The 18912-nt window shown below is 71.9% G+C and carries 18 protein-coding genes; 9 read left to right on the top strand and 9 right to left on the bottom strand.

Features of this window, described 5'->3' with window-relative positions:
- The first annotated feature begins 150 nt into the window (after positions 1-150).
- Genes F6W97_RS24470 through F6W97_RS24480 form a run of 3 tightly spaced genes read left to right on the top strand, consistent with a single transcriptional unit; the run spans position 151 to position 4570 of the window.
- On the top strand, positions 151-1452 hold the full coding sequence (locus F6W97_RS24470; RefSeq protein WP_155372733.1) for a glycosyltransferase: 1302 nt from the start codon (positions 151-153) through the stop codon (positions 1450-1452).
- The gene (locus tag F6W97_RS24475; RefSeq protein ID WP_155372734.1) at positions 1452-3368 is read left to right on the top strand and encodes a right-handed parallel beta-helix repeat-containing protein; all 1917 of its coding nucleotides are present in this window, start codon (positions 1452-1454) and stop codon (positions 3366-3368) included. The genes F6W97_RS24470 and F6W97_RS24475 overlap by 1 nt, the downstream gene beginning before the upstream one ends.
- Positions 3365-4570, top strand: coding sequence for a right-handed parallel beta-helix repeat-containing protein (locus F6W97_RS24480; RefSeq protein WP_230686923.1), 1206 nt, complete (start codon positions 3365-3367; stop codon positions 4568-4570). Before F6W97_RS24475 ends, F6W97_RS24480 begins: the two co-directional genes overlap by 4 nt.
- A 387-nt stretch (positions 4571-4957) precedes the next feature.
- Here F6W97_RS24480 and F6W97_RS24485 read toward each other — a convergent pair whose 3' ends face one another.
- Entirely contained in the window at positions 4958-5689 is a 732-nt protein-coding gene (locus F6W97_RS24485) for a DUF7873 family protein (protein ID WP_155372735.1), read from the bottom strand.
- Positions 5690-5812: 123 nt separating this feature from the next.
- Here F6W97_RS24485 and F6W97_RS24490 point away from each other — a divergent pair, with 123 nt between their 5' ends.
- Both F6W97_RS24490 and F6W97_RS24495 read left to right on the top strand, forming a co-directional pair.
- Positions 5813-6781, top strand: a complete 969-nt coding sequence (locus F6W97_RS24490; protein WP_230686924.1) for an inorganic phosphate transporter — start codon at positions 5813-5815, stop codon at positions 6779-6781.
- Positions 6778-7416 (top strand): DUF47 domain-containing protein, encoded by a 639-nt coding sequence (locus F6W97_RS24495; RefSeq protein ID WP_230686925.1) that lies wholly within the window; start codon positions 6778-6780, stop codon positions 7414-7416. The genes F6W97_RS24490 and F6W97_RS24495 overlap by 4 nt, the downstream gene beginning before the upstream one ends.
- A 66-nt stretch (positions 7417-7482) precedes the next feature.
- Here the strand turns inward: F6W97_RS24495 and F6W97_RS24500 are convergent, their stop codons facing one another.
- On the bottom strand, positions 7483-7797 hold the full coding sequence (locus F6W97_RS24500; protein ID WP_155372736.1) for a hypothetical protein: 315 nt from the start codon (positions 7795-7797) through the stop codon (positions 7483-7485).
- Positions 7798-7928: 131 nt separating this feature from the next.
- On the opposite strand from F6W97_RS24500, the gene F6W97_RS24505 reads away from it, so the two are divergent.
- On the top strand, positions 7929-8630 hold the full coding sequence (locus F6W97_RS24505) for an MBL fold metallo-hydrolase (protein WP_230686926.1): 702 nt from the start codon (positions 7929-7931) through the stop codon (positions 8628-8630).
- 143 nt (positions 8631-8773) lie between these two features.
- Here F6W97_RS24505 and F6W97_RS24510 read toward each other — a convergent pair whose 3' ends face one another.
- Complete coding sequence (locus tag F6W97_RS24510) at positions 8774-9919, bottom strand: FAD-dependent oxidoreductase (protein WP_155372737.1); 1146 nt, start codon at positions 9917-9919, stop codon at positions 8774-8776.
- A gap of 101 nt (positions 9920-10020) precedes the next feature.
- On the opposite strand from F6W97_RS24510, the gene F6W97_RS24515 reads away from it, so the two are divergent.
- Entirely contained in the window at positions 10021-10578 is a 558-nt protein-coding gene (locus F6W97_RS24515; protein WP_155372738.1) for a TetR/AcrR family transcriptional regulator, read from the top strand.
- Between the two features lie 7 nt (positions 10579-10585).
- Here the strand turns inward: F6W97_RS24515 and F6W97_RS24520 are convergent, their stop codons facing one another.
- Positions 10586-11557 (bottom strand): GNAT family N-acetyltransferase, encoded by a 972-nt coding sequence (locus tag F6W97_RS24520; protein WP_230686927.1) that lies wholly within the window; start codon positions 11555-11557, stop codon positions 10586-10588.
- A 176-nt stretch (positions 11558-11733) separates the two neighbouring features.
- Between F6W97_RS24520 and F6W97_RS24525 the strand changes: the two genes are divergently transcribed.
- The gene (locus F6W97_RS24525; RefSeq protein ID WP_155372739.1) at positions 11734-12897 is read left to right on the top strand and encodes an LCP family protein; all 1164 of its coding nucleotides are present in this window, start codon (positions 11734-11736) and stop codon (positions 12895-12897) included.
- A 33-nt stretch (positions 12898-12930) separates the two neighbouring features.
- On the top strand, positions 12931-13653 hold the full coding sequence (locus tag F6W97_RS24530; RefSeq protein ID WP_155372740.1) for a hypothetical protein: 723 nt from the start codon (positions 12931-12933) through the stop codon (positions 13651-13653).
- 14 nt (positions 13654-13667) lie between these two features.
- Here the strand turns inward: F6W97_RS24530 and F6W97_RS24535 are convergent, their stop codons facing one another.
- The 5 genes from F6W97_RS24535 to F6W97_RS24555 form a co-directional block, all read right to left on the bottom strand.
- Entirely contained in the window at positions 13668-14582 is a 915-nt protein-coding gene (locus F6W97_RS24535) for an SDR family oxidoreductase (RefSeq protein WP_155372741.1), read from the bottom strand.
- A 223-nt stretch (positions 14583-14805) separates the two neighbouring features.
- A complete protein-coding gene (locus F6W97_RS24540; RefSeq protein WP_155372742.1) occupies positions 14806-15852 on the bottom strand; it encodes a GNAT family N-acetyltransferase in 1047 nt (348 codons plus the stop codon).
- Between the two features lie 19 nt (positions 15853-15871).
- A complete protein-coding gene (locus tag F6W97_RS24545) occupies positions 15872-17572 on the bottom strand; it encodes a proline--tRNA ligase (RefSeq protein ID WP_155372743.1) in 1701 nt (566 codons plus the stop codon).
- Between the two features lie 95 nt (positions 17573-17667).
- Positions 17668-18309 carry a hypothetical protein gene (locus tag F6W97_RS24550; RefSeq protein ID WP_155372744.1) on the bottom strand — a complete coding sequence of 214 codons (642 nt, stop codon included), beginning with the start codon at positions 18307-18309 and terminating at the stop codon, positions 17668-17670.
- 26 nt (positions 18310-18335) lie between these two features.
- The gene (locus F6W97_RS24555; protein WP_230686928.1) at positions 18336-18896 is read right to left on the bottom strand and encodes a septal ring lytic transglycosylase RlpA family protein; all 561 of its coding nucleotides are present in this window, start codon (positions 18894-18896) and stop codon (positions 18336-18338) included.
- Between the last annotated feature and the right edge of the window lie 16 nt (positions 18897-18912).

Here is an 18912-nt window from a genome sequence, read left to right on the forward strand (position 1 = left end):
GGTCCAATGCCTCTAAATCGAGCAGGGGCCCGCGCGGTCCGGCAGGGGGCGGAGAAAACGCCCGGTCGGGGCGGCCCGTTTCCGCTCGCCCGCCGGTTTACAGCGGTGGAGCGGGCCGTGGCGGCCCGCCCGGAACGCTGGAGGCGGCCCTTGTCCCGGTTCTTCGACGGTGCCTGGTCGTGGCTGGTCGCCGCGGCCGCCGAGACCTCGTGGCGCGAGCTGATGCCGCTGGGCCTGGCCGGCGCGTTCGTGTGGGGGCTGTGGTTCTACCGGGTGCTGCTGTCCCGGCTGGACCGGCCGATCCTCAACGACTTCCGCACCTCGGTGTCGGTGGTGGTGCCGTCCTACCGGGAGGACCCGGACATCCTGCTCGAATGCCTGCGCAGCTGGCTCGGCCAGGACCCCGACGAGGTCGTCATCGTGCCCGACGTCGGCGACACCGAGGTGCTGCGGCGGCTGGCCGCCGTCGAGGACCCGCGGCTGCGGGTGCTGCCGTTCGCCCACCGCGGCAAGCGCTCGGCGCTGGGCGTCGGCATCCGCGCCGCCCGGGGCGAGCTGGTGGTGCTGGTGGACTCCGACACGCGCTGGCAGCGCGGGCTGCTGGCGGCCGTGCAGATGCCGTTCGCCGACCCGACCGTCGGCGGCGTCGGCACCCAGCAGAACGTGCACCAGCGCAGCACCAGCGTCTGGCGGCGCGTCGCGGACTGGCTGGTCAACCTGCGCTACTACGACTACGTGCCGGCGATGGGCCGGGCCGGGGCGGTGGCCTGCCTGTCCGGGCGCACCGCGGCGTACCGGCGCTCGGTGGTCATGCCGGTGCTCGACCACCTGGAGAACGAGTTCTTCCTGGGCCGGCGCTGCGTGGCCGGCGACGACGGCAGGCTGACCTGGCTGGTGCTGGCGTCGGGCTACCGCACCGTGCACCAGTCCTCGGCGCGGGCGATGTCGATGTTCCCGGCGACGCTCTCGGCGTTCGTCAAGCAGCGGGTGCGCTGGAGCCGCAACTCCTACCGCTGCTACCTGACCGCGCTGTGGAAGGGCTGGCTGTGGCGCACCCCGCTGGTCACGAAGATCACCGTGCTGCAGATCCTGCTGACCCCGGTGACCATGGGCATGGCCCTGGGCTACCTGCTGCTGTCGCGCCTGGAGCTGAGCCCGCGCGGCGCGGTGGTGGTGCTGTTCTGGCTGCTGGCCGGGCGCGGCATCCGCGGCTGGTCGCACCTGCGCCGCCATCCCCGGGAACTGCTGATGCTGCCGCTGGTCGCGGCGGTCGTCATCACGATCTCGCTGCCGATCAAGCTGTACGCGTTCGCGACCATGAACCGGCAGGGCTGGCTCACCCGCGGCGCCGACCGCATCGGCGGCGACGGCCAGGGCGCGAGCACGCTGTCGTCGTCCCCGCCCACCCCCGCCGGGCGGCGGGCCGTGCCCGTGCCGTCGGAGGTGGCGTAATGCGGCCCGTCCGCACGGCAGTGGCCGTGCTCGCCCTGCTGCTCACCGCGCTGCTGCTCACCGCGGCCGGCACACCGGGCGCGGCCGCCGCGTCCGCGTCCCCGGCCTGGACCGCGGCCCACCGCGCCGCCACCGCCGACGCCGCGGCGGCCGACGCCGAGCGGCAGGCCGCGCTGGTGGCCGCCGAGGACCGCTGGCTGAACCAGGTCCGGGCGGTCACCGCGGTGGCCCCGCTGCGCGACCTGCTCAGCCGCCCGCCGGGCAGCACCACGCAGAAATGGGACAAGCCCTACCGGCTCGACACCGCCGGCGGGTACACGCTGGTGCTGACCGCGCGCACGGCCTCGTACACGGTCGACGACCTGCTGCGTCTCGCGCCGCAGACCTTCGTCCGCCAGCAGCAGGGCGCCTACCTGCTCACCGAGAACATCTACGTCAACTCCGGGGCCCGGCTGAAGCTGGCCCACCCGGGCGGCCTGGAACTGCGCCTGGCCAGCCGCAGCAGCGGCTTCGTGGCGATCGTGTCGTTCGGCGGCGGCCTGACCCTGGCCGGCACCAAGCAGGCGCCGGTCCGGGTGACCAGCTGGGATCCGCGTACCGGCAAACCCGACACCGAGGTCGGCGACGGCCGGGCCTACCTGCGGGCCATCGGCGGCACCTTCGCCATGAGCCACACCCGCGTGTCCCACCTGGGGTTCTGGAGCGGCCGGACCGGCGGGGTCAGCCTGACCGGCACGGACCGGCCCGACACCGGCGCGGTCGAGGGTCCCGACGCCGCGACGCCCGGCAGGCTGCTGCCCGGCGAGGTACGCGTGCTGTCCGAAGGGCGCGTCGCCAGCCCCGACAGCCGCTTCACCGTGCCGAGCCTGTCCTACGTCTCCGGCACGATCAGCGACAGCGAGCTCATCGGCAACGCGTACGGGCTGTTCGTGTCCAGCGCCGACGGCATCAAGATCACCGACACGAAGGTGCGGGACAGCCTCCAGCACGGGGTGGTGCTGCACCGCTTCGCCACCAACGCGGTCATCGAACGGACCGTGTCAGCCCACAACGGCGGCGACGGATTCCTGCTGTCCCGCGCCACCCAGCAGGTGCGCATCACCAACACCACCGCCGAGCACAACGGCGGCAACGGCTTCACCCTCAGCGGCCGCCCGCTCGCCGACGGCCCCTCGGCGTCCGGGCAGTCGACCGCGGCTTACGGCGCGAACACCGTCTCGCACAGCACCGCCCGCGGCAACGGCCACTACGGCTTCGAGATCCTCGGCGGCATCGCCGTCAGCATCCAGGAGAACCAGATCGAGGGCGGCGACATGGGCATCGTGGCCCGGCTCGGCGCGCGCGACCTCACCATCAGCACGAACCGGCTCAAGAACCAGAGCCGCCAGGCGATCGCGATCCGCGACGGCGTCGCCAAGGCCCGCATCACCGGCAACCTCATCGAGAGCACCGAGACCGGGGTGTACGTGCGTGACTCCGTCGCCGAGGTCCGCGGCAACACCGTCCACGACGCGAACAGCCACGGCGTCACCTTCGTCGGCGCGGTCGGCGGCTCGGTCGCCGCGGGCAACGCGATCACCGGCATCGGACCCAGCGCGCTGGACACCGGCCGCGCCGAAGGGAAGGTCACCTTGCGCGACAACCAGACCGACGCCTGGCTGGACACCAGCACGCTCTGGGCGAGGGTACGCCACTACGCCAGCCCGATGACGCTGCTGTGGGCCGCGATCCTGCTGCTGATCGTCGTGCTGGCGTTCCGCCGCCGCCGCGACGACCACGGCCACCCGTACGCGGGAACGAAACCGCTCTTCCCCCGCGACGGCGGGGAGCCGTCCGGGGCGCGGCCCGAGCCCGGCCGGCCGGGCCCGCGCGACGTGGCCCGCGGCCGGGCCAGGGTGCCGGTGATGGCCGAGTGAGACAGGCATACCCGCCGCTCGACGACGAGCAGGCGCGGACCGCGGCGTGCCCCGGGCGTCCGCGCCCGCGCGGGCTCGCGCTGCTGCTGCCGTTCGCGGCCACGTCGCTGCTGGCCGGAATGCTCGTCCTGCTGCTCATGGCCCTGACCGCGTGCCAGGGACCGCAGCCGGACGACAGCGCCGGTTCCGGTCCGTCACCGTCCACCGCTGCCGGTTCCGCCATCTCCGGGGCGACGACGGCCGGTGTGCCCGGCACCCCCGCACCGTCGGCGAGCGGCGCCTCGGGCCGGAGCCCGGCCCAGCGCGCCTGCCCACCCGCCACCGTGACCGTGGGCGACGCGCGCGCTCTGGTCGCTGCGCTGGCACGGGCCCGGCCCGGCGACAGCATCAGACTCGAAGACGGGGTGTACGAGGGCCGTTTCGCCGTCACCGCCCCCGGCACCGCGGCGAGACCCGTGCACCTGTGCGGCGGTCCCGCCGCGGTGCTCGACGGCGGGGGCACCGGTCACGGGTACGCCCTGCACCTCGACGGTGCGGACCACTGGCGGCTGACCGGGTTCACGGTCCGCAACGCACAGAAGGGCGTCATGCTCGACCGCACCATCCACACCGTGCTCACCGGCCTGACCGTGGAACACGTCGGCGACGAGGCGGTCCACCTGCGCGCCTTCAGCTCCGACAACGTGGTGCAACACAGCGTGATCCGCGACACCGGCCTGCGCAAGGCGCAGTTCGGCGAGGGCGTCTACGTCGGCACCGCGAACAGCAACTGGTGCGACGTCACCTCATGCGAGCCGGACCGCAGCGACCGCAACGTGATCCGCGGCAACCGGATCAGCGCCGTGACCGCCGAACCCGTCGACGTGAAGGAGGGCACCACCGGCGGGACCGTCGAGGCCAACACGTTCGACGGCGCGGCCATGACCGGCTCGTTCGCCGACTCGTGGGTCGACGTGAAGGGCAACGGCTGGCTGATCAAAGGCAACACCGGCCGGCACTCGCGCGGCGACGGCTTCCAGACCCACCGCGTCGCCGACGGCTGGGGCGACCGCAACGTGTTCACCGCCAACACCGCCGACGTCGGCGGGCCCGGCTGGGGCTTCCACCTCGCGCCCGTCGCCGCGAACGTGGTCGCCTGCGACAACACCGTCACCGCAGCGGCGAAGGGCCTGGCCAACACCGCCTGCCGCGGCACATGGTGAAGCCCGGGAGCATGTCCATCTCCCGGGCCTCGGTGTGCCACCGAATTGCACACGCCAGCACGTTTAAGCGCACAGGTCAGTCTGATCATCCCCTGCGTCCTGCCTTTTGGACTACCGCGCCGTGAAGAGGCGCGGGCCGGACTCGAACCGGCAACTCAGGGGCCTATGCCCGTACGCGTTCGATCTGGCGATCGGCGGCGAATGCTGAGCCTGGAGCGAGAGTCTGAGATTGATACGCGGCTGCCTCTGCCGATTTGGGCCACCTCCGCATGTGGTGCGGAGGGCGGGAGTCGAACCCGCACCTTTTACCGCGTTCGTCAGCTTCAGCTTCAGCTTCAGCTTGCGCTCCTCGCGCACCCCCGCCCTCCGGCGGGGGAGTCTGTGGGGTCAGGCGAACAGGTAGCCGAACACCCGGTCGCCGACGTGCTTGTCGACCGCCTCGGCGTTGTTGGCCTCCTCGCGGGCGAACTTGACCGCCTGCTGCAGCTTCTCCACCCGCTCCAGCAGCGTCGACACCCGCTTGGCCGGCAGCGCGCCGGAGAACTTCACCGTGGTCCAGTAGCCCACCGCGATGTCCTCGTAGTACACCTCGACCTGCGCCGGGTGCTTCTCGGTCGCCTCGGCCTTGACGTGATTGCGGGGCACCTTCTTGGTGCGGATGGTGCGCACCGGCTCGGTGGACCAGCAGTCCGCGGAGTCGCTGAACACCCACGACTCGGCGGCGTCCAGCACCGGCAGCTTCTTGACGAAGGTGTGCAGATCGGTGAGCTGCTTCTCCAGGAACAGCAGGTAGGTCACCGGCACGTCGGACACCAGCACCCGGTCGTCGACGACCACGTCGGCGCGGGCCACGCAGTTGGTCGCGTCCTTGGTCGCGGTCACGTCGAACAGCCGGGTCAGGGTGGTGCCGATCTGGCGCAGCACGTCCTCGGCGCGGGTCTGCACCTTCGTGGACTCCGGCGGCAGCTGCTCGCCCTCCTCGTCCTTGGCCTGGTAGGTCCGCGAGATGCCCGACAGCAGCGCCGGCTTCTGCACGGCGTGGTGGGCCTCGGTCAGGTCCTGGAACGAGCGGCTCTTGATGCCCTTCTCGACCGCGATGATCTGGTTCAGCTTCGCCATTGATGTTCCTCCCACCGAGTGACGCTAGAGGATCACCCGGTCGAGCGGCAATCCGGATTCCGACCGTCCGAACTCTGTTGATCAAGTACGGTGAACTCCTGGCGGAGTCGGGGGTGGTCGGCCGTGGTGATCGGCTTTGCGATGCTGGCCACCGGGTTCGTCTTCGTCTGCGGAGCCAACGACGGCGCGGCGCTGCTCGCCCTGGCCCTGCGCCAGCGCGAACTGCCGCTCTACGGGGTGCTGGCCGTGCTGCTCGCCGCGATCATCGCCGGTCCCGCGCTGTTCGGGCTGGCCGTCGCGCACACCTTCACCGACCGGCTGGTCGACTCCGGCGGCTCCCGCGGGCCGCTGGTCGTGCTCGCCGGCGTCGGCGTCGCCCTGGCCCTGGTGCTTACCCTGGCCTGGCGCGGCGTGCCGACCAGCGTCACGCTCGCCGTGCTCGGCGGGCTCGCGGGTGTCGGCGCGGGGCTCGGCGTGCCGCCGGCCTGGTCCACCCTGGCCGTCGTGCTCGCGGTCGCCGCGGTCGCGCCGCTGCTCGGCGGCGGCCTGGGTTACCTGCTGGGAATGGCCGCCCGCCGCCTGCCGACCACCTCCCGGCTGCCCCGCGCGATGCGGTACGCGCATGTCACCGCGTTCGCCGGGCAGAGCCTCGCCTACGCCGCCAACGACGGTCAGAAGATGTTCGCCGTGGTCGGGGTCGCGCTCGGGGTCGCCCACCGGGCCCCCGGCATGCAGGCCCCGCCGCTGCTGCTGCTGTGCGCGACGGCAATGGTCTTCGCCGCAGGCGCCGTGCTGAGCCTGCGGCGCATGGCCCAGGGCGCCACCGGCGGGCTGACCCCGCAACGCCCGTGGACGCTGATCACGGCCGGTGTCGCGTCCGCGACCGCGGTGTTCGGCAGCGCGGGCATAGGCGTGCCCGTCAGCATGACCCAGTCCGCCACGGCAGGGCTGGTCGGGGCGGGAGCCAGCACCGGCGTGCGCCGCATCCGCTGGCAGTTCGCCACCCCGGTGCTCACCGCCTGGCTGGTCACCGTCCCCGCGAGCCTCACCCTCGGGTACGCCGCGGGCCTCGCGCTGCGGAGCACGCTGTGATCCGGCTGCGGCGGGTGCTGGACGACCTCGCGGGACGCGCCCCGAAGCGGGTGCTGGCGATCGTGATCGCCCAGATCGACGCCGCCCTCGAAGGCGTGGCACTGGCGGTGACGGTGACCATCGGCGAGATCGAGCCGCCGCTGGCCCGGCTGCGCATCGCGGAGATCGAGCACGACGGCGACGCCCACCGCGGGCGGCTGGTCGCCGAGCTGGCCGCGACGCTGACCACCCCGATCGACCGGGAGGACCTGTTCCGGCTGTCGCGCTCCGTCGACGACGTGCTCGACCACCTGCGCGACTACGTACGCGAGACGGACCTCTACGGCGTTCGCCTGGACCACAACGCGGTGGCGATGCTGGAGCAGGTCGCCATCGGCCTGCGTGACCTGCGCCGGGCGCTGGACCGCCTGGTGGACCGCCCGGCCGAGGCCGCCGAAGCCGCCCTGGCCGCGCACAAACGCTCCGGCCGGGTACGCCACCTCTACGCCCAGGGCCTGGCCGAGCTGCTCAGCGGCGAGGTCACCGGCCCGGTGCTCAAGCAGCGCGAGCTGCTGCGCCGCCTGGACGTGGTGGGGCTGCGGCTGGCCGAGTGCGCCGACGCGCTGGCCGACGCGATGCTCAAACGCAGCCTGTGAAGCATGCCGCCGGGGTTCCGTCCCTGCTCGGACGGAACCCCGGTCACGGAACCTAGATCAGGTACGTCACTTGTCGTTCGCGCCCGGCCCGACCCAGCGCCCCAGCGGGCGGCCGGTGGCGTCCTCGTCGTCGTCCTTCTTGGACTTGTCGACGGCCGCCAGCAGCCCGGCCAGCCCGCCGCTGCCGATCCCGCTCTTGGACAGGCGCTGGTCGAGCTCGGTCGGGCCACCCACACCGGCGTCGGTCAACGCCAGCATCTGGGCAGCCTCCTCTGGGCTCAGGCCGTACTCGGCGCTGACCTCGTCTGGGTTGTTCCGGGCGTGCGCGGCGAACTCCGGGTCGATCGCCATCCGCTCGACGACCTCAGGGAACCGGGACATGATCTAGGTCCTTTCGCTGGGTGGTCCATTGTGCGGCGTTGGTGCGACATCGTCCACACCCGGTCACGATGACGACGGTCACGTGACAGCGCGGCTTGCGGCATCATGATGTTCCGACGGGGAGGTCGAAGATGTTGCTGACAGTGGTGGGATGCGCGGGTTCGGTGCCCGGCCCGGACAGTGCCGGGTCCTGTTACCTGGTGGAGCAGGACGGGCACCGGTTGCTGCTGGACGTGGGCACCGGCGCGGCCGGGCCGTTGCAGCGCCACTGCGACCCGGCGCTGTTGGACGCGGTGCTGATCTCGCACGCGCACGGCGACCACTGCTCCGACCTGGCTTCGATCGCGTACCTGCGGGACCGGGTCAAGGCCGCGCCGCTGGACGTGTACGGGCCGTCGAACCTGCGTGACGAGCTGAACTGGCGGCACCCGGCACCGCAGTTCGTCTTCCACGGGCTGCCGACGGCGCCGCTGCGCTCAGGGCCGCATACGGTCACCGTCGCACCGGTCGAGCACGGCATCGAGGCGTACGCCTTCCGGGTCGGCGACGCGCTGTGCTACACCGGCGACACCGCGCCCTGCGAGTCTCTGGACAAGCTGGCTCAGGGCTGTGAGGTGCTGCTGGCCGAGGGCGCGGGCTTCGACGACACGGGTGTGCCGCGGCACCTCACCGCGGGCGACGCGGGGCGGCTCGCGGCCCGGTCCGGTGCACGGCTGCTGGTGCTGACGCACCTGCGTTCCTGGTTGGACCACGGCCGCCTGCTCGACGAAGCCGCCCGCCACGCCGGCTGCCCGGTGGTGCTGGCCCACCCGGGCCTTCGCCTGCGCCTGTAACCGCACTGCAGAAAGGAAGGGCACCTTCACATCGCTATGCGTTGTAGAAGGTGCCCTTCCCAACCTCGGGCATGTCCTGGAGTGCCCGGGAGCGTCGCGAAGGCGTGCCGCTCGCCCGGGTGCCGGCCGGGCCCCGGCGCGGGTCACCGGCGGCGATCCAGGCCGGCGAGCTGCCAGGCCAGGCGGCGGCGGAAGGCGGCGTTGCGGCCGAGCAGGCCGAGCACCAGGTTGCGCAGCGGGCGCCAGAATGCGGGCACGGTGGCCAGGGTGGTGAGCCGGTCGGCCAGCGCGACGACCTTGCCGGCGTGTGCGCGGTGTGTGGCGGCGTACTCGTCGAGCACGTCGGGTGACGCGCCGTCGAGGACCCGGGCGAGGCGCTCGCCGAGGGCGGCCGCGTCGTCGATGCCGAGATTCATGCCCTGCCCGCCGGCGGGGGAGTGGACGTGGGCGGCGTCGCCGGCCAGCAGCACCCGGCGGTCGCGGAAGGTGTCGGCGATGCGGTGGTGCACCCGGAACCGCGAGCCCCAGACGACCTCGCGGACGGTGATCGGTGTGGTGTTCGGCCCGCGGGTGTCGAGCAGGTGCTGCACGAACGCTACGTCGGGCTGTTCGGGTGCGCTGTCGACGGTGGCGACGATGCGGTGCGTGCCGTCGGGCAGCGGTGCGACGACCACCATGCCGGCCGGGGAGAAGTAGAGGACCACCTCGGTGTCCGGGACGCCGCCGTCGAGCCGGACGTCGGCCAGCGAGAACGACTCGGCGTACGTGCTGCCGGTGAAGCCGATGCCGGCGCTCTGGCGGACCGTGCTGTGCATGCCGTCGGCGCCGATGAGGTAGGCCGCGCGGATCTGCCGGCCGTCGGCGAGGGTCGCGGTGACCCCATTGCTGTCCTGCTCGACGGTGGTGACCGTGGCGGGGCGCAGCACGGTGCCGCCGAGTTCGTGCAGGCGGGCCAGTAGCGCGGCCTCGGTCTGCGCCTGGGAGATCATCAGCGTGTACGGGAACGGCGTGGGCAGCCCGCCGAAGGGCACCGGGACGAGCAGCCGGTCCCGGTCGCGGATGGTGAACCGCGACGCGCGGATGCCCTGGGCGTCGAGTGCCGCGGCGATGCCGTATGGCTGGAGCACTTCGAGGGTGCGGGCGTGCACGACGGCGGCGCGGGAGGTGTTGGCGCCCTCGGCCTGCGTGTCGACGACGGTGACGGTGTGTCCGCGCTGGGTCAGCACGACCGCGGCGGTGAGGCCGGCGGGGCCGGCTCCGACGATCAGGACGTCGGGGGTGGTGGACATGGCTTCCTCCAGGTCAACGATTGTTGGCCAACGCTTGTTGACTCAGACCGTAGACCCGGCCGGAGTTGATTGTCAACAGGTGTTGGCCTACAGTTGTTGGCATGCGGCGTACCTCGACGGAAACCAAGTCGATCATCCTCTCGGCGGCTCGTGAGCGGTTCGCCGCCGACGGCTACGAGCGCGCCACCATCCGGTCCATCGCCGCAGACGCGAAGATCGACCCGGCCATGGTCATGCGCTACTTCGGCAGCAAGGAGAAGCTGTTCGCCGCCGCGGCCGAGTTCGACCTGCGCTTCGACGCTCTCGCCGACGTCCCGCGTGAGCAGCTCGGATCGGCCTTCGTCCGGCACTTCCTGCGCCAGTGGGAAGCCGGCGAGGCGCTGCAGGTGCTGCTGCGCACCGGCATCACCAACGACGGGGCTGCCGAGCGCATGCGCGAGATCTTCGCCGGGCAGCTCGCGCCGAGGATCGCCGCGCTCACCGGCGACCCGCAGACCGCGCCCGTACGCGCCGCGATGATCAGCGCACAGATGCTCGGCATCGGCCTGGCCCGCTACATCCTGCAGTTCCCGCCGGTCGTGGCCATGTCCGAGGAGGACCTCGTGTCCTGGCTCGGCCCCACGATCCAGCGCTACCTCATCGAGGAACGGCCGAGCTGACGCGGACTCACCGCATCATGTCCAGCCACGGCGCGCTCGCCTTGCCGAACGGCTCGGCGTGCGCGCGTACCGCCGCGAGCAGCTCCTCGGCGGTGCGCCGGGCCCCGGCGACGACGTCGTCGGGGTAGCCGAACATGACCCGGTGCTCGTCGAACTCGTCCTCGTCGAGCAGCAGCACCTCGCCGCCCTGGCGGCGGCGTACCACGTCCAGGTCCAGGTCGATGGAGACGACCTCGTCCGTGCCGTGCCACACCGGCCGGTCGGAGACGTCGATGTAGATCTCGGTGCGGTGCGGGAACGCGTTGAACGCGGCCACCCAGTCGCCCTCGTGCGGGATCAGCACCACGTGGGTCGCCGGGATGAACACGGCCGGCTCGGCGCCGCGCCGCCACGGCGTGTGCGCCGTCGCGCCCAGCCACACCCCGTGCTCGTCCTCGCCGAGCCGGGGCAGGGTGGCGTGCCAGTGCAGGCGGCCGTCGTACTTGCGGGCCACCACCCGCACGTCACCCGGCCGCGCCGCGAGGTCCTTCTCCAACCAGTGCCGGGCGTACGGGTTGCCGTTGTAGTCGGCGATCTCCTGGTAGCCGCCGGTCCGGTAGAGGCGCAGCGCCTCGGGCTGGCGGTCGCCGGTGTCGAGCCGGATGCGCCGGTAGCCGCGCCGCCGGGCGACGTCCTCCAGCTCGGCCATCATGGTGCGGGCCAGGTTGCGGCCGCGCGCGGCGGGGCGCACGAACACCCGCCGCACCTCGGCGGTGTGGTCGTCGCACCGGCGCAGGCCGCCGCAGCCGATCGGTGCGTCACCGTCGTACATCACCAGCCAGGTGCCGTCCGGCGCGCGCAGCTCCGCGAGGTCGAGCGAAGGGGCCGAGCCGGCGCCGAAGCGCTCGTACCGGTTGCCGATGTCGGCGAGGAATTCGGCGGTGAGCGCCCGCGACACGTCGTCGTCGGGGTCCTGCACCGTGATGCGCACCTGCGGCACGTCGCTCTCCTTCGTCCGGCTCCAGGTCGAGGATGCCGTATTCACGCCGGTCAGCCCCCGCCGCCCCGGCGTTCCGGTGTGGACGGAATCTTTTCCGGACTCGCGGGCAACGTCTGACGGTGGTGTGCCCGTCCTGAGGTGGAGCAGGCGGCGCCTCGCCGTCGAGAGGAGCGACCGTGTCCAAGCGCCGCCGGAGTGCCTCCACGCAAGCCGCCCCGTCCGCCGCGCGCCGCCGTCGCGCGCCGCTGTGGAGCAAGCTCGCCGTGACGGTCGGGGCGCTGCTGATGATGGTCTCCGGGGGGAGCCTGATCGCGGTCAAGTCCTTCGCCGACACGCTGCGCGACAGCGTCAAACTGGCCGAACCGGGCGTGCTCGCCGGGCCTTCCGAGCAGGCCGCGCCCGGTGCCACGGCGCTCAAGGGCGCGTTCGACATCCTGCTGCTCGGCATCGACACCCGGCCGGGCCAGAAGGCCAGTGACGCGCGTTCGGACACCATCATCATCGTGCACGTGTCCGGTACACACCGGGAGGCGTACATGATGTCGGTGCCGCGTGACCTGCGGGTGAACGTGCCGGGCCACGGCTACACCAAGGTCACCGGCGCGTTCACGGCAGGAGTGGGACCCAAGGGCGACTGGGCGGGCGGCCTGAAGGTCGCCTCGAAGACGATCAGCACCCTGACCGGGATCACGTTCGAGGCTGCGGCGGTCGTGGACTTCAGCGGGTTCAACAAGGTCATCAAGGCGCTGGGCAGCGTGCGCATGTGCGTGGAGGCCGACACGAAGTCCATCCACCACTTCTTCGTGAACGGCAAACCGAGGTACGTCGGCGGCATGCAGGACGCCAAGGAGGCCGACGCGTACTCCGCCCGCACCGGAAACCGGCGTTTCGTGCACAAGAAGGGCTGCCGGAACATGCAGGACTGGGAGGCGCTGGACTTCGCCCGCCAGCGCTACCTGCCCGACAATTCGACAGACTACGGCCGCCAGCGCCACCAGCAGCAGCTCATCCAGGCGATGGTGGCGAAGGCGACCTCGGCCGGGGTGCTGACCGACGTCGGCAAGGTGAACAACCTGATCCGGGCGGCAGGGGAGTCCATGCTGCTGAGCCTGCCGCGGGGCATGGACGTCATCGACTTCTTCTTCGCCATGCAGGACATCGCCGCGGCCGACCTGCTGTCGCTGAAGACGAACTCCGGCTGGTTCAACGGCTTCGAGATCGACGGCGAGTCGTTCGAGGACCTCAACGACCGGTCCAAGCTGATGTTCAAGGCCGCCTCGGTCGACAAACTCGGCGAGTTCGTCCTGATGAACCCGGACTTCGTCAACAAGAAGGTCTGACCCGGCGTGGCACCCACTGGTACGGTCGCCGCCATGCGCCTACGGCACTGGCCACTCGTCGCCCTGGTCGGGTTCGCGATCGGCGGAGCTCTCGCCGCGGTCGGCAACTGGGCGGGCTGGCGTACCGAAACGCCCCCGCCGGTGACCATGGCCGAAGCTCAGGCGGCCATCCGGGCAGGTCTTCCCGACCGGCCCGCCGAGCCGCTCGGCTGGCACGACGACGCCCACGACTTCGGCCTGCCGGACGACATCCCGCTCACGGCCTACAACCTGCCCGCCCAGCTCACCGGCGGCAGCTATCCCGACCAGCTCGGCGAGCAGGAGTTCACCCGGGCCCGGGACCGCCTCGCCGCGGCAGGCTGGGAGATCGGCGACGTCACCACCCGCGATGGTCGAGGCCACTTCTTCGTTGCCAGCCGAGACGGGGTCAACGGAGAGTGGACCCTGGAGGACGGCCTGGTGGGGTGGTGGTTCTGGCGTCACGAACCGCTGCGGATCTCGGTCTTCACCGTGCTGGGCTGGCTCGCCGGAGCGGCAGCAGGCTGGGGCCTGATCCGGCTGCTGCTGCGTCGAGCCCCGTCGCGGGGTCGGCTGGCCGTGCTCGTGCTGGTGGCGCTGCTGGCGCTCGCGGGATCCTTCCCGGCGGGCTGGGCTGCCCTGATGACCGGGCACAATCTCGCCCATCGGGAGGTCGCCAACGGCCAACCGCAGCCCGTGTGGTTCTTCTACGCCGTGGTCACCGGCGATGTGGGCTGAGCCTGCACCGGACGTCAGCGGTAGCCGGTGACGTCGGCGGGCTTGCCTGCGTCCTGCACCTCCACCAGGTAGCGCCAGCAGTCCGGGCGGCTGCCGTCGAGGTCGGTGAACCCGTACTCCTGCGCCAGCTGCCCACTGGACACCGAGCGACCGTTCCAGCGCGCCACCTCGGGGTCGGCGGCGAGCGCGGCGACGGCCCGGCCGACGTACGCCGGTGACTCCGAGATCGCGAAGTGGGGCTCCTTGGCGAGCGCGTCGCGCCAGTTCGCCTCGGTCACGCCGAAGTGCTCCAGCATGATCTCCGAGCGCATCCAGCCGGGCGTGAGCGCGACCGCGGTGGCGCCGTACGACTCCAGTTCCTTGGCCTGGGCGAAGGCCATCCGCAGCACGGACGTCTTGGCCAGGTCGTAGAAGAAGGAGACCCGGTAGTTGGTCCGGTTGTACTCCTCGGTGCCGTCGGTCATCCCGACGACCAGGCCGCCCGGCCGCCGGATCAGCAGCGGCAGCGCGTAGTGGCTGGTGATGATGTGGGTGTCCACCGCCAGCCGCAGGATGTGCCGGCCCGTCTCCAGCGAGTCCTCCCACAGCTTCTTGTCCCAGCTGAACAGCGTCTCGGCACCCCAGATCGCGTTGACGAGCACATCGAGGCGGCCCTGTTCGGCGTCGATCTGCGCGACCAGCCGCTCCACCTGCTCCGGCACCAGATGGTCGACCTGCACCGGGACCGCGGTGCCACCGGCGGCGCGGACCAGTTCCGCGGTCTGCTCGATCGTCTCGTCGCGGTCCATCTCCGAGCGATGAGCGCGGGTGCTGCGCCCGGTGAGGTAGACGGTCGCGCCCTGCGCGCCCAGCTGAACCGCGATCTGCCGCCCCGCACCCCGCGTCGCACCCGCGACCAGGGCGACCTTGCCTGTCAACGTGTCGTCCATGAGATCAATCCTGGCAGCGAACCCTGACAGATCCTGTCATGTTTTCCAGCGCACGATCTGCGGAGCACTTCAGTTCAGGTTGAGGACGTCGTAATCGTCGAGGTCGCCGCGTACTGCGCCGGGGTCGAAGGTCGCCGGCGACGCTGCATGCCTGCGGGTCTGCGTGACCGATGCGATAGGTATCGGCGAAGACGGGCGCGGGAACGCCGACCGAGCCGTAACTTCATGCTACATCTTCATAACCGCGGTGCGGGTCTGTCAGCCGCGCCAGCCAGGGCAGGTGGGCGGTGCCGAAGGGTTCGCGGGCGGCGGTCACCGCGGCCAGTAGTTCGTCGGCGGCACGCAGGGCCTCGGCGACCACGTCGTCGGGGTACCCGTGGCCGGCCCGTCGATCGGTGAACCCGTTGCGGTCGCGCAGTAGGACCGCGCCGGTGTCGCGGGGGCGGACCACGCCGAGGTCCAGGTCGTGGATGGTGATGTGCGCTGGTCCGGTCCACACCGGGGGAAGGGTGACGTCGACGTACACGGCGGTTCGCCGGGGTGGCGCGCGGAAGTCGGCGACCCAGCCGCCCTCGTGCGGCACGAGTGTCACATGCGCCGCCGGTGCGAAGTGCGCCGCGCGGCGGCCGTGCCGCCACGGTGTGTGCGGGGTGGCGCCCAGCCATGTCCCGTGCTCATCGGTGCCGAGACGGCGAAGGATGGTGTTCCAGTACCTGCAGCCGTCGTACTTGTAGACGTCCACGTGAACGTCGTCCGGCCGCGGACTCAGATCCTTCTCCAGCCGGTGCGGGGTGGGCACGCCGTCGTCGATGGGCCGGTAGCCCGCGGAGAGGTACAGGCCCAGCGCCTCGGGCTGGCGGTCGCCGGTGCTCAGCCGCAGCCGGGTGTAGCCGAACCCGCGTGCGGTGTCCTCCAGCTCGGCCAGCAGCGAGCGGCCCACCTGACGGCCCCGGGCAGCGGTGCGCAGGTACACCCATTTGATCTCGCCGGTGTGCGCGTCGAGGCCGCGCAGACCGCCGCAGCCGATCGGGTGCTTGCCGTCGTACACCACGAACCAGGCCGCCCCCGGCGCGTCCAGCACCGGCAACTCGTCGGTCACCGCGTCGGCGCTGAAGTCCTGCTCCGGGTAGCGGCGGGCCAGCTCGGCGACGAACTCCCGGCGCAGCTCGCGGGACTCGACGCTGCCGGTGTGGTGCCGCCGGATGCGCAGGTGCACGGCAGGTGCCTCCTCGTGGCCGGATGCGCGCCGCCCGTTCAGTATGAACGGCACGGCGCGCTCGGGCTCGTGGTCAGTCGGTGGCGCGGACCGCGGCGGTGACGTGGGCGATCGCGCCGGACAGCGGGATGCGCTCGGTGTGGCCGGTGCCCCGGTCGGTGAACTCGACGGTGCCCTCGGCCAGGCCGCGGGCGGCGACCGTGATCCGGTACGGCACCCCGATCAGCTCGATGTCGCTGAACTTCACCCCGGGCCGCTCGGCCCGGTCGTCGAGCAGCACGTCCATGCGCTGCCCGCGCAGCCCGGCGTAGAGCGACTCCGCGGCGGCGACGACGTCGTCGGCGTTGCCGAGCACCGCGATCGCGACCTCGAACGGCGCGACCGCGACCGGCCACACGATGCCCTTGTCGTCGTGGTGCGTCTCGACGATCGCGGCCAGGGCGCGTTCGACGCCGATGCCATAGCTGCCCATCACCGGGTTGACCCGTTCGCCGTCCGCGCCGAGCACGGTGACGCCGAGGGTCTCGGTGTAGCGGCGGCCGAGTTTGAAGATGTGCCCGATCTCGACGGTGCGCAGCACGTCCAGGGGCTGCTCGCAGCGGGGGCAGGGTTCGCCGGCGACGACTTCGCGCAGGTCGGCCCAGCGGTCCACGGTGAGGTCGCGGGCGACGTCGACGCCGCGCAGGTGTACGCCGTCGCGGTTGGCGCCCGTGGTCATGTCGCGTCGGTCGCGCAGCGCGAGGTCGGCGAGGATCGGCAGCCCGGTGACGCCGACGCCGCCGAGGCTGCCCGGCAGCGCGCCGAGGGCTTCGCGGATCTCCTCCGGGTGGGCGGGGCGCACTTCGACGGCGGCGAGGGTGTCGATGAGCTTCTGCTCGACCAGGGCGTGGTCGCCGCGCATCAGGACGAGGGTGAGCTGGCCGTCGACGACGTACACCAGGGTCTTGACCTGGCGGTCGGCGGTGACGCCGAAGCCGGTGACCAGGTCCTCGATGGTGCGCACGTCGGGGGTGTCGAACGCCTCGGGTGCGGGCAGGCCGTCGCCGTCGGCGATCGCCGGCAGGTGCGAGGTGGCCTTCTCGACGTTCGCGGCGTACCCGCAGGCGCAGTGCACGACGAGGTCCTCGCCGGCGGCGGTCGGGGACATGAACTCGACCGAGTCGCTGCCGCCCATGATGCCGCTGGACGCTTCGACGGCGATGGCCGGGATGCCGAGCCGGGCGAAGATCCGCGTGTACGCCTCGTGGTGCAGGTCGAAGGAGCGGTCGAGCCCGGCGGTGTCGACGTCGAAGCTGTAGGAGTCCTTCATGGTGAACTCGCGGACCCGGATCAGGCCGCTCTTGGGGCGGGGCTCGTCGCGGAACTTGGTCTGGAACTGGTACCAGCGCTGGGGCAGGTCGCGGTAGGAGCGCAGCTCCTGGGCGACGGTCGTGAAGATCTCCTCGTGGGTCATGCCCAGGGCGAGGTCGGCGCCCTTGCGGTCGGTCAGGCGGAACATCTCCGCGCCGATCTTGTCCCAGCGGCCGCTCTTCTGCCACACCTCGGCCGGCTGCATGGTGGGCAGCAGGAACTCCTGCGCGCCGATGCGCGACATCTCCTCGCGGATCACTTCGATGATCTTCGCGCGGACCTTCACGGCCAGCGGCAGCAGCGAGTAGTGCCCTGCCATGAGCTGGCGGATGTAGCCCGCGCGCAGGAGCAGCCGGTGGCTGACGGCGTCCGCCCCCGCCGGGTCCTGGCGGAGGGTCGGGACGTAGAGCTCTGACCAGCGCATGACACGTACACCTGCACTCTCTGCCGTCGGACCGGCGGTGAGTCCGCCGGGCGATCCGCCGATCCTATGAGCAGCGGGTATGCGGCACGAGCGGTTTACGGCGTGGCGCGGTCCTGCATCTCCCAGGCGTGGTCGAGCACGTGCCACGCGATGCGCCGGGCCGCGTACGCCGGGGGCCAGCCGCCACGTGGCGGCGGTGTGCCGTCCGACGGCGCGGCGAGCACGTCCAGGATGTCCGTGCGCAGGGCCGCGATCGCGGCGGTGTCGCCGGGGGCGGGCGCGGCGTGCTTGATCCCGAGTTTGCGGGCGTAGGCCGCCTCGGCGCCGATCACGTGGTCGATCATCTTGTCCCGGTCCCGCCCGCCGCCGCGCGGACCTTTGCGCAGCTCGGCTGGGGTCGTCGTGGCGACCTGGGCGAGGACGTCCCAGGCGGCCTGCACGAGGGTGGCCTGCCGCTGCGCCGTGTCGGCGTCGCGGGGCGCGAAGTCGGCGGTCGCGGGCCGTTCCGGCGCGCCGAAGTCGGTCGTCGAGCCGCCGCGGACCCGTTCGACGACGCGTACGTCACCGGGCTCGAACGGGATCTTCGCCTGCTCGGCGACGACCGCGTACCGCTGCGCGTAGGAGGTCAGTGCGGCGAGGGCCCGCTCCGCGTCGCGGCCGGAGCGGCACCAGCCGGGCCACTCCAGCGCGCACGCGAAGATCCGTTTTGAGCCGAGTTCCAGGTATACCGACGTCACATAGACATCCTGGCATGTCCGAACGGTCAAGCGAGGATGTCGTACCGGACAGTCGTCACTCCGCTGCTCAGGTTGGCGATCTCGGCGAAGGCGGCCCGGGACAGGTCCAGGCAGCGGCCGCTGATGTAGGGGCCGCGGTCGTTGATGCGTACCACGACGGACTTGCCGTTGGCGGTGTTGGTGACCCGGACCCGGGTGTTGAACTTCAGCGACTTGTGCGCCGCGGTCAGCGCGTCCGGGTCGAAGGTCTCGCCGTTGGCGGTGCCCTGCGGCTCGTCGTAGAAGGACGCCTTGCAGGTGCCGGTGTCGAGCACCGTGACGGTCTCGGTCGGCGCGGCGGGGGCGTTGCGGTTGCCGCGCGACGGGCGCTGCGGCGCGGCGCGGCGGGCGGCGGTTACATCCGGTGACGGCGACGCGGTCGCGGTGGACTCTCCGGCGGTCGCGGTCGGGTCGGTCTGCTGGGGTTCGGCGGCCACCTCGGCGGCGATCAGGCCGCCTCCGACCAGGACGGCCGTGGCGACGGTGGCGGTGGCGAACGGGGCGAGCTTGCGACGGGGCTTACGGGGCAGTGAATGTCGGCCGGGCAAGGCGCTGACCTTCCGT

Origin of the sequence: Catellatospora vulcania, from assembly GCF_009720385.1 — a bacterium.
GTDB classification, from domain to species: Bacteria; Actinomycetota; Actinomycetes; order Mycobacteriales; family Micromonosporaceae; genus Catellatospora; species Catellatospora vulcania.

What these genes read in the sequence shown, in the direction of transcription:
- F6W97_RS24475 (WP_155372734.1), top strand. Translation starts at nt 1,452, where the DNA reads ATGCGGCCCGTCCGCACGGCAGTGGCCGTGCTCGCCCTGCTGCTCACC.
- F6W97_RS24485 (WP_155372735.1), bottom strand. Translation starts at nt 5,689, where the DNA reads ATGGCGAAGCTGAACCAGATCATCGCGGTCGAGAAGGGCATCAAGAGC.
- F6W97_RS24500 (WP_155372736.1), bottom strand. Translation starts at nt 7,797, where the DNA reads ATGTCCCGGTTCCCTGAGGTCGTCGAGCGGATGGCGATCGACCCGGAG.
- F6W97_RS24505 (WP_230686926.1), top strand. Translation starts at nt 7,929, where the DNA reads ATGTTGCTGACAGTGGTGGGATGCGCGGGTTCGGTGCCCGGCCCGGAC.
- F6W97_RS24510 (WP_155372737.1), bottom strand. Translation starts at nt 9,919, where the DNA reads ATGTCCACCACCCCCGACGTCCTGATCGTCGGAGCCGGCCCCGCCGGC.
- F6W97_RS24515 (WP_155372738.1), top strand. Translation starts at nt 10,021, where the DNA reads ATGCGGCGTACCTCGACGGAAACCAAGTCGATCATCCTCTCGGCGGCT.
- F6W97_RS24530 (WP_155372740.1), top strand. Translation starts at nt 12,931, where the DNA reads ATGCGCCTACGGCACTGGCCACTCGTCGCCCTGGTCGGGTTCGCGATC.
- F6W97_RS24535 (WP_155372741.1), bottom strand. Translation starts at nt 14,582, where the DNA reads ATGGACGACACGTTGACAGGCAAGGTCGCCCTGGTCGCGGGTGCGACG.
- F6W97_RS24545 (WP_155372743.1), bottom strand. Translation starts at nt 17,572, where the DNA reads ATGCGCTGGTCAGAGCTCTACGTCCCGACCCTCCGCCAGGACCCGGCG.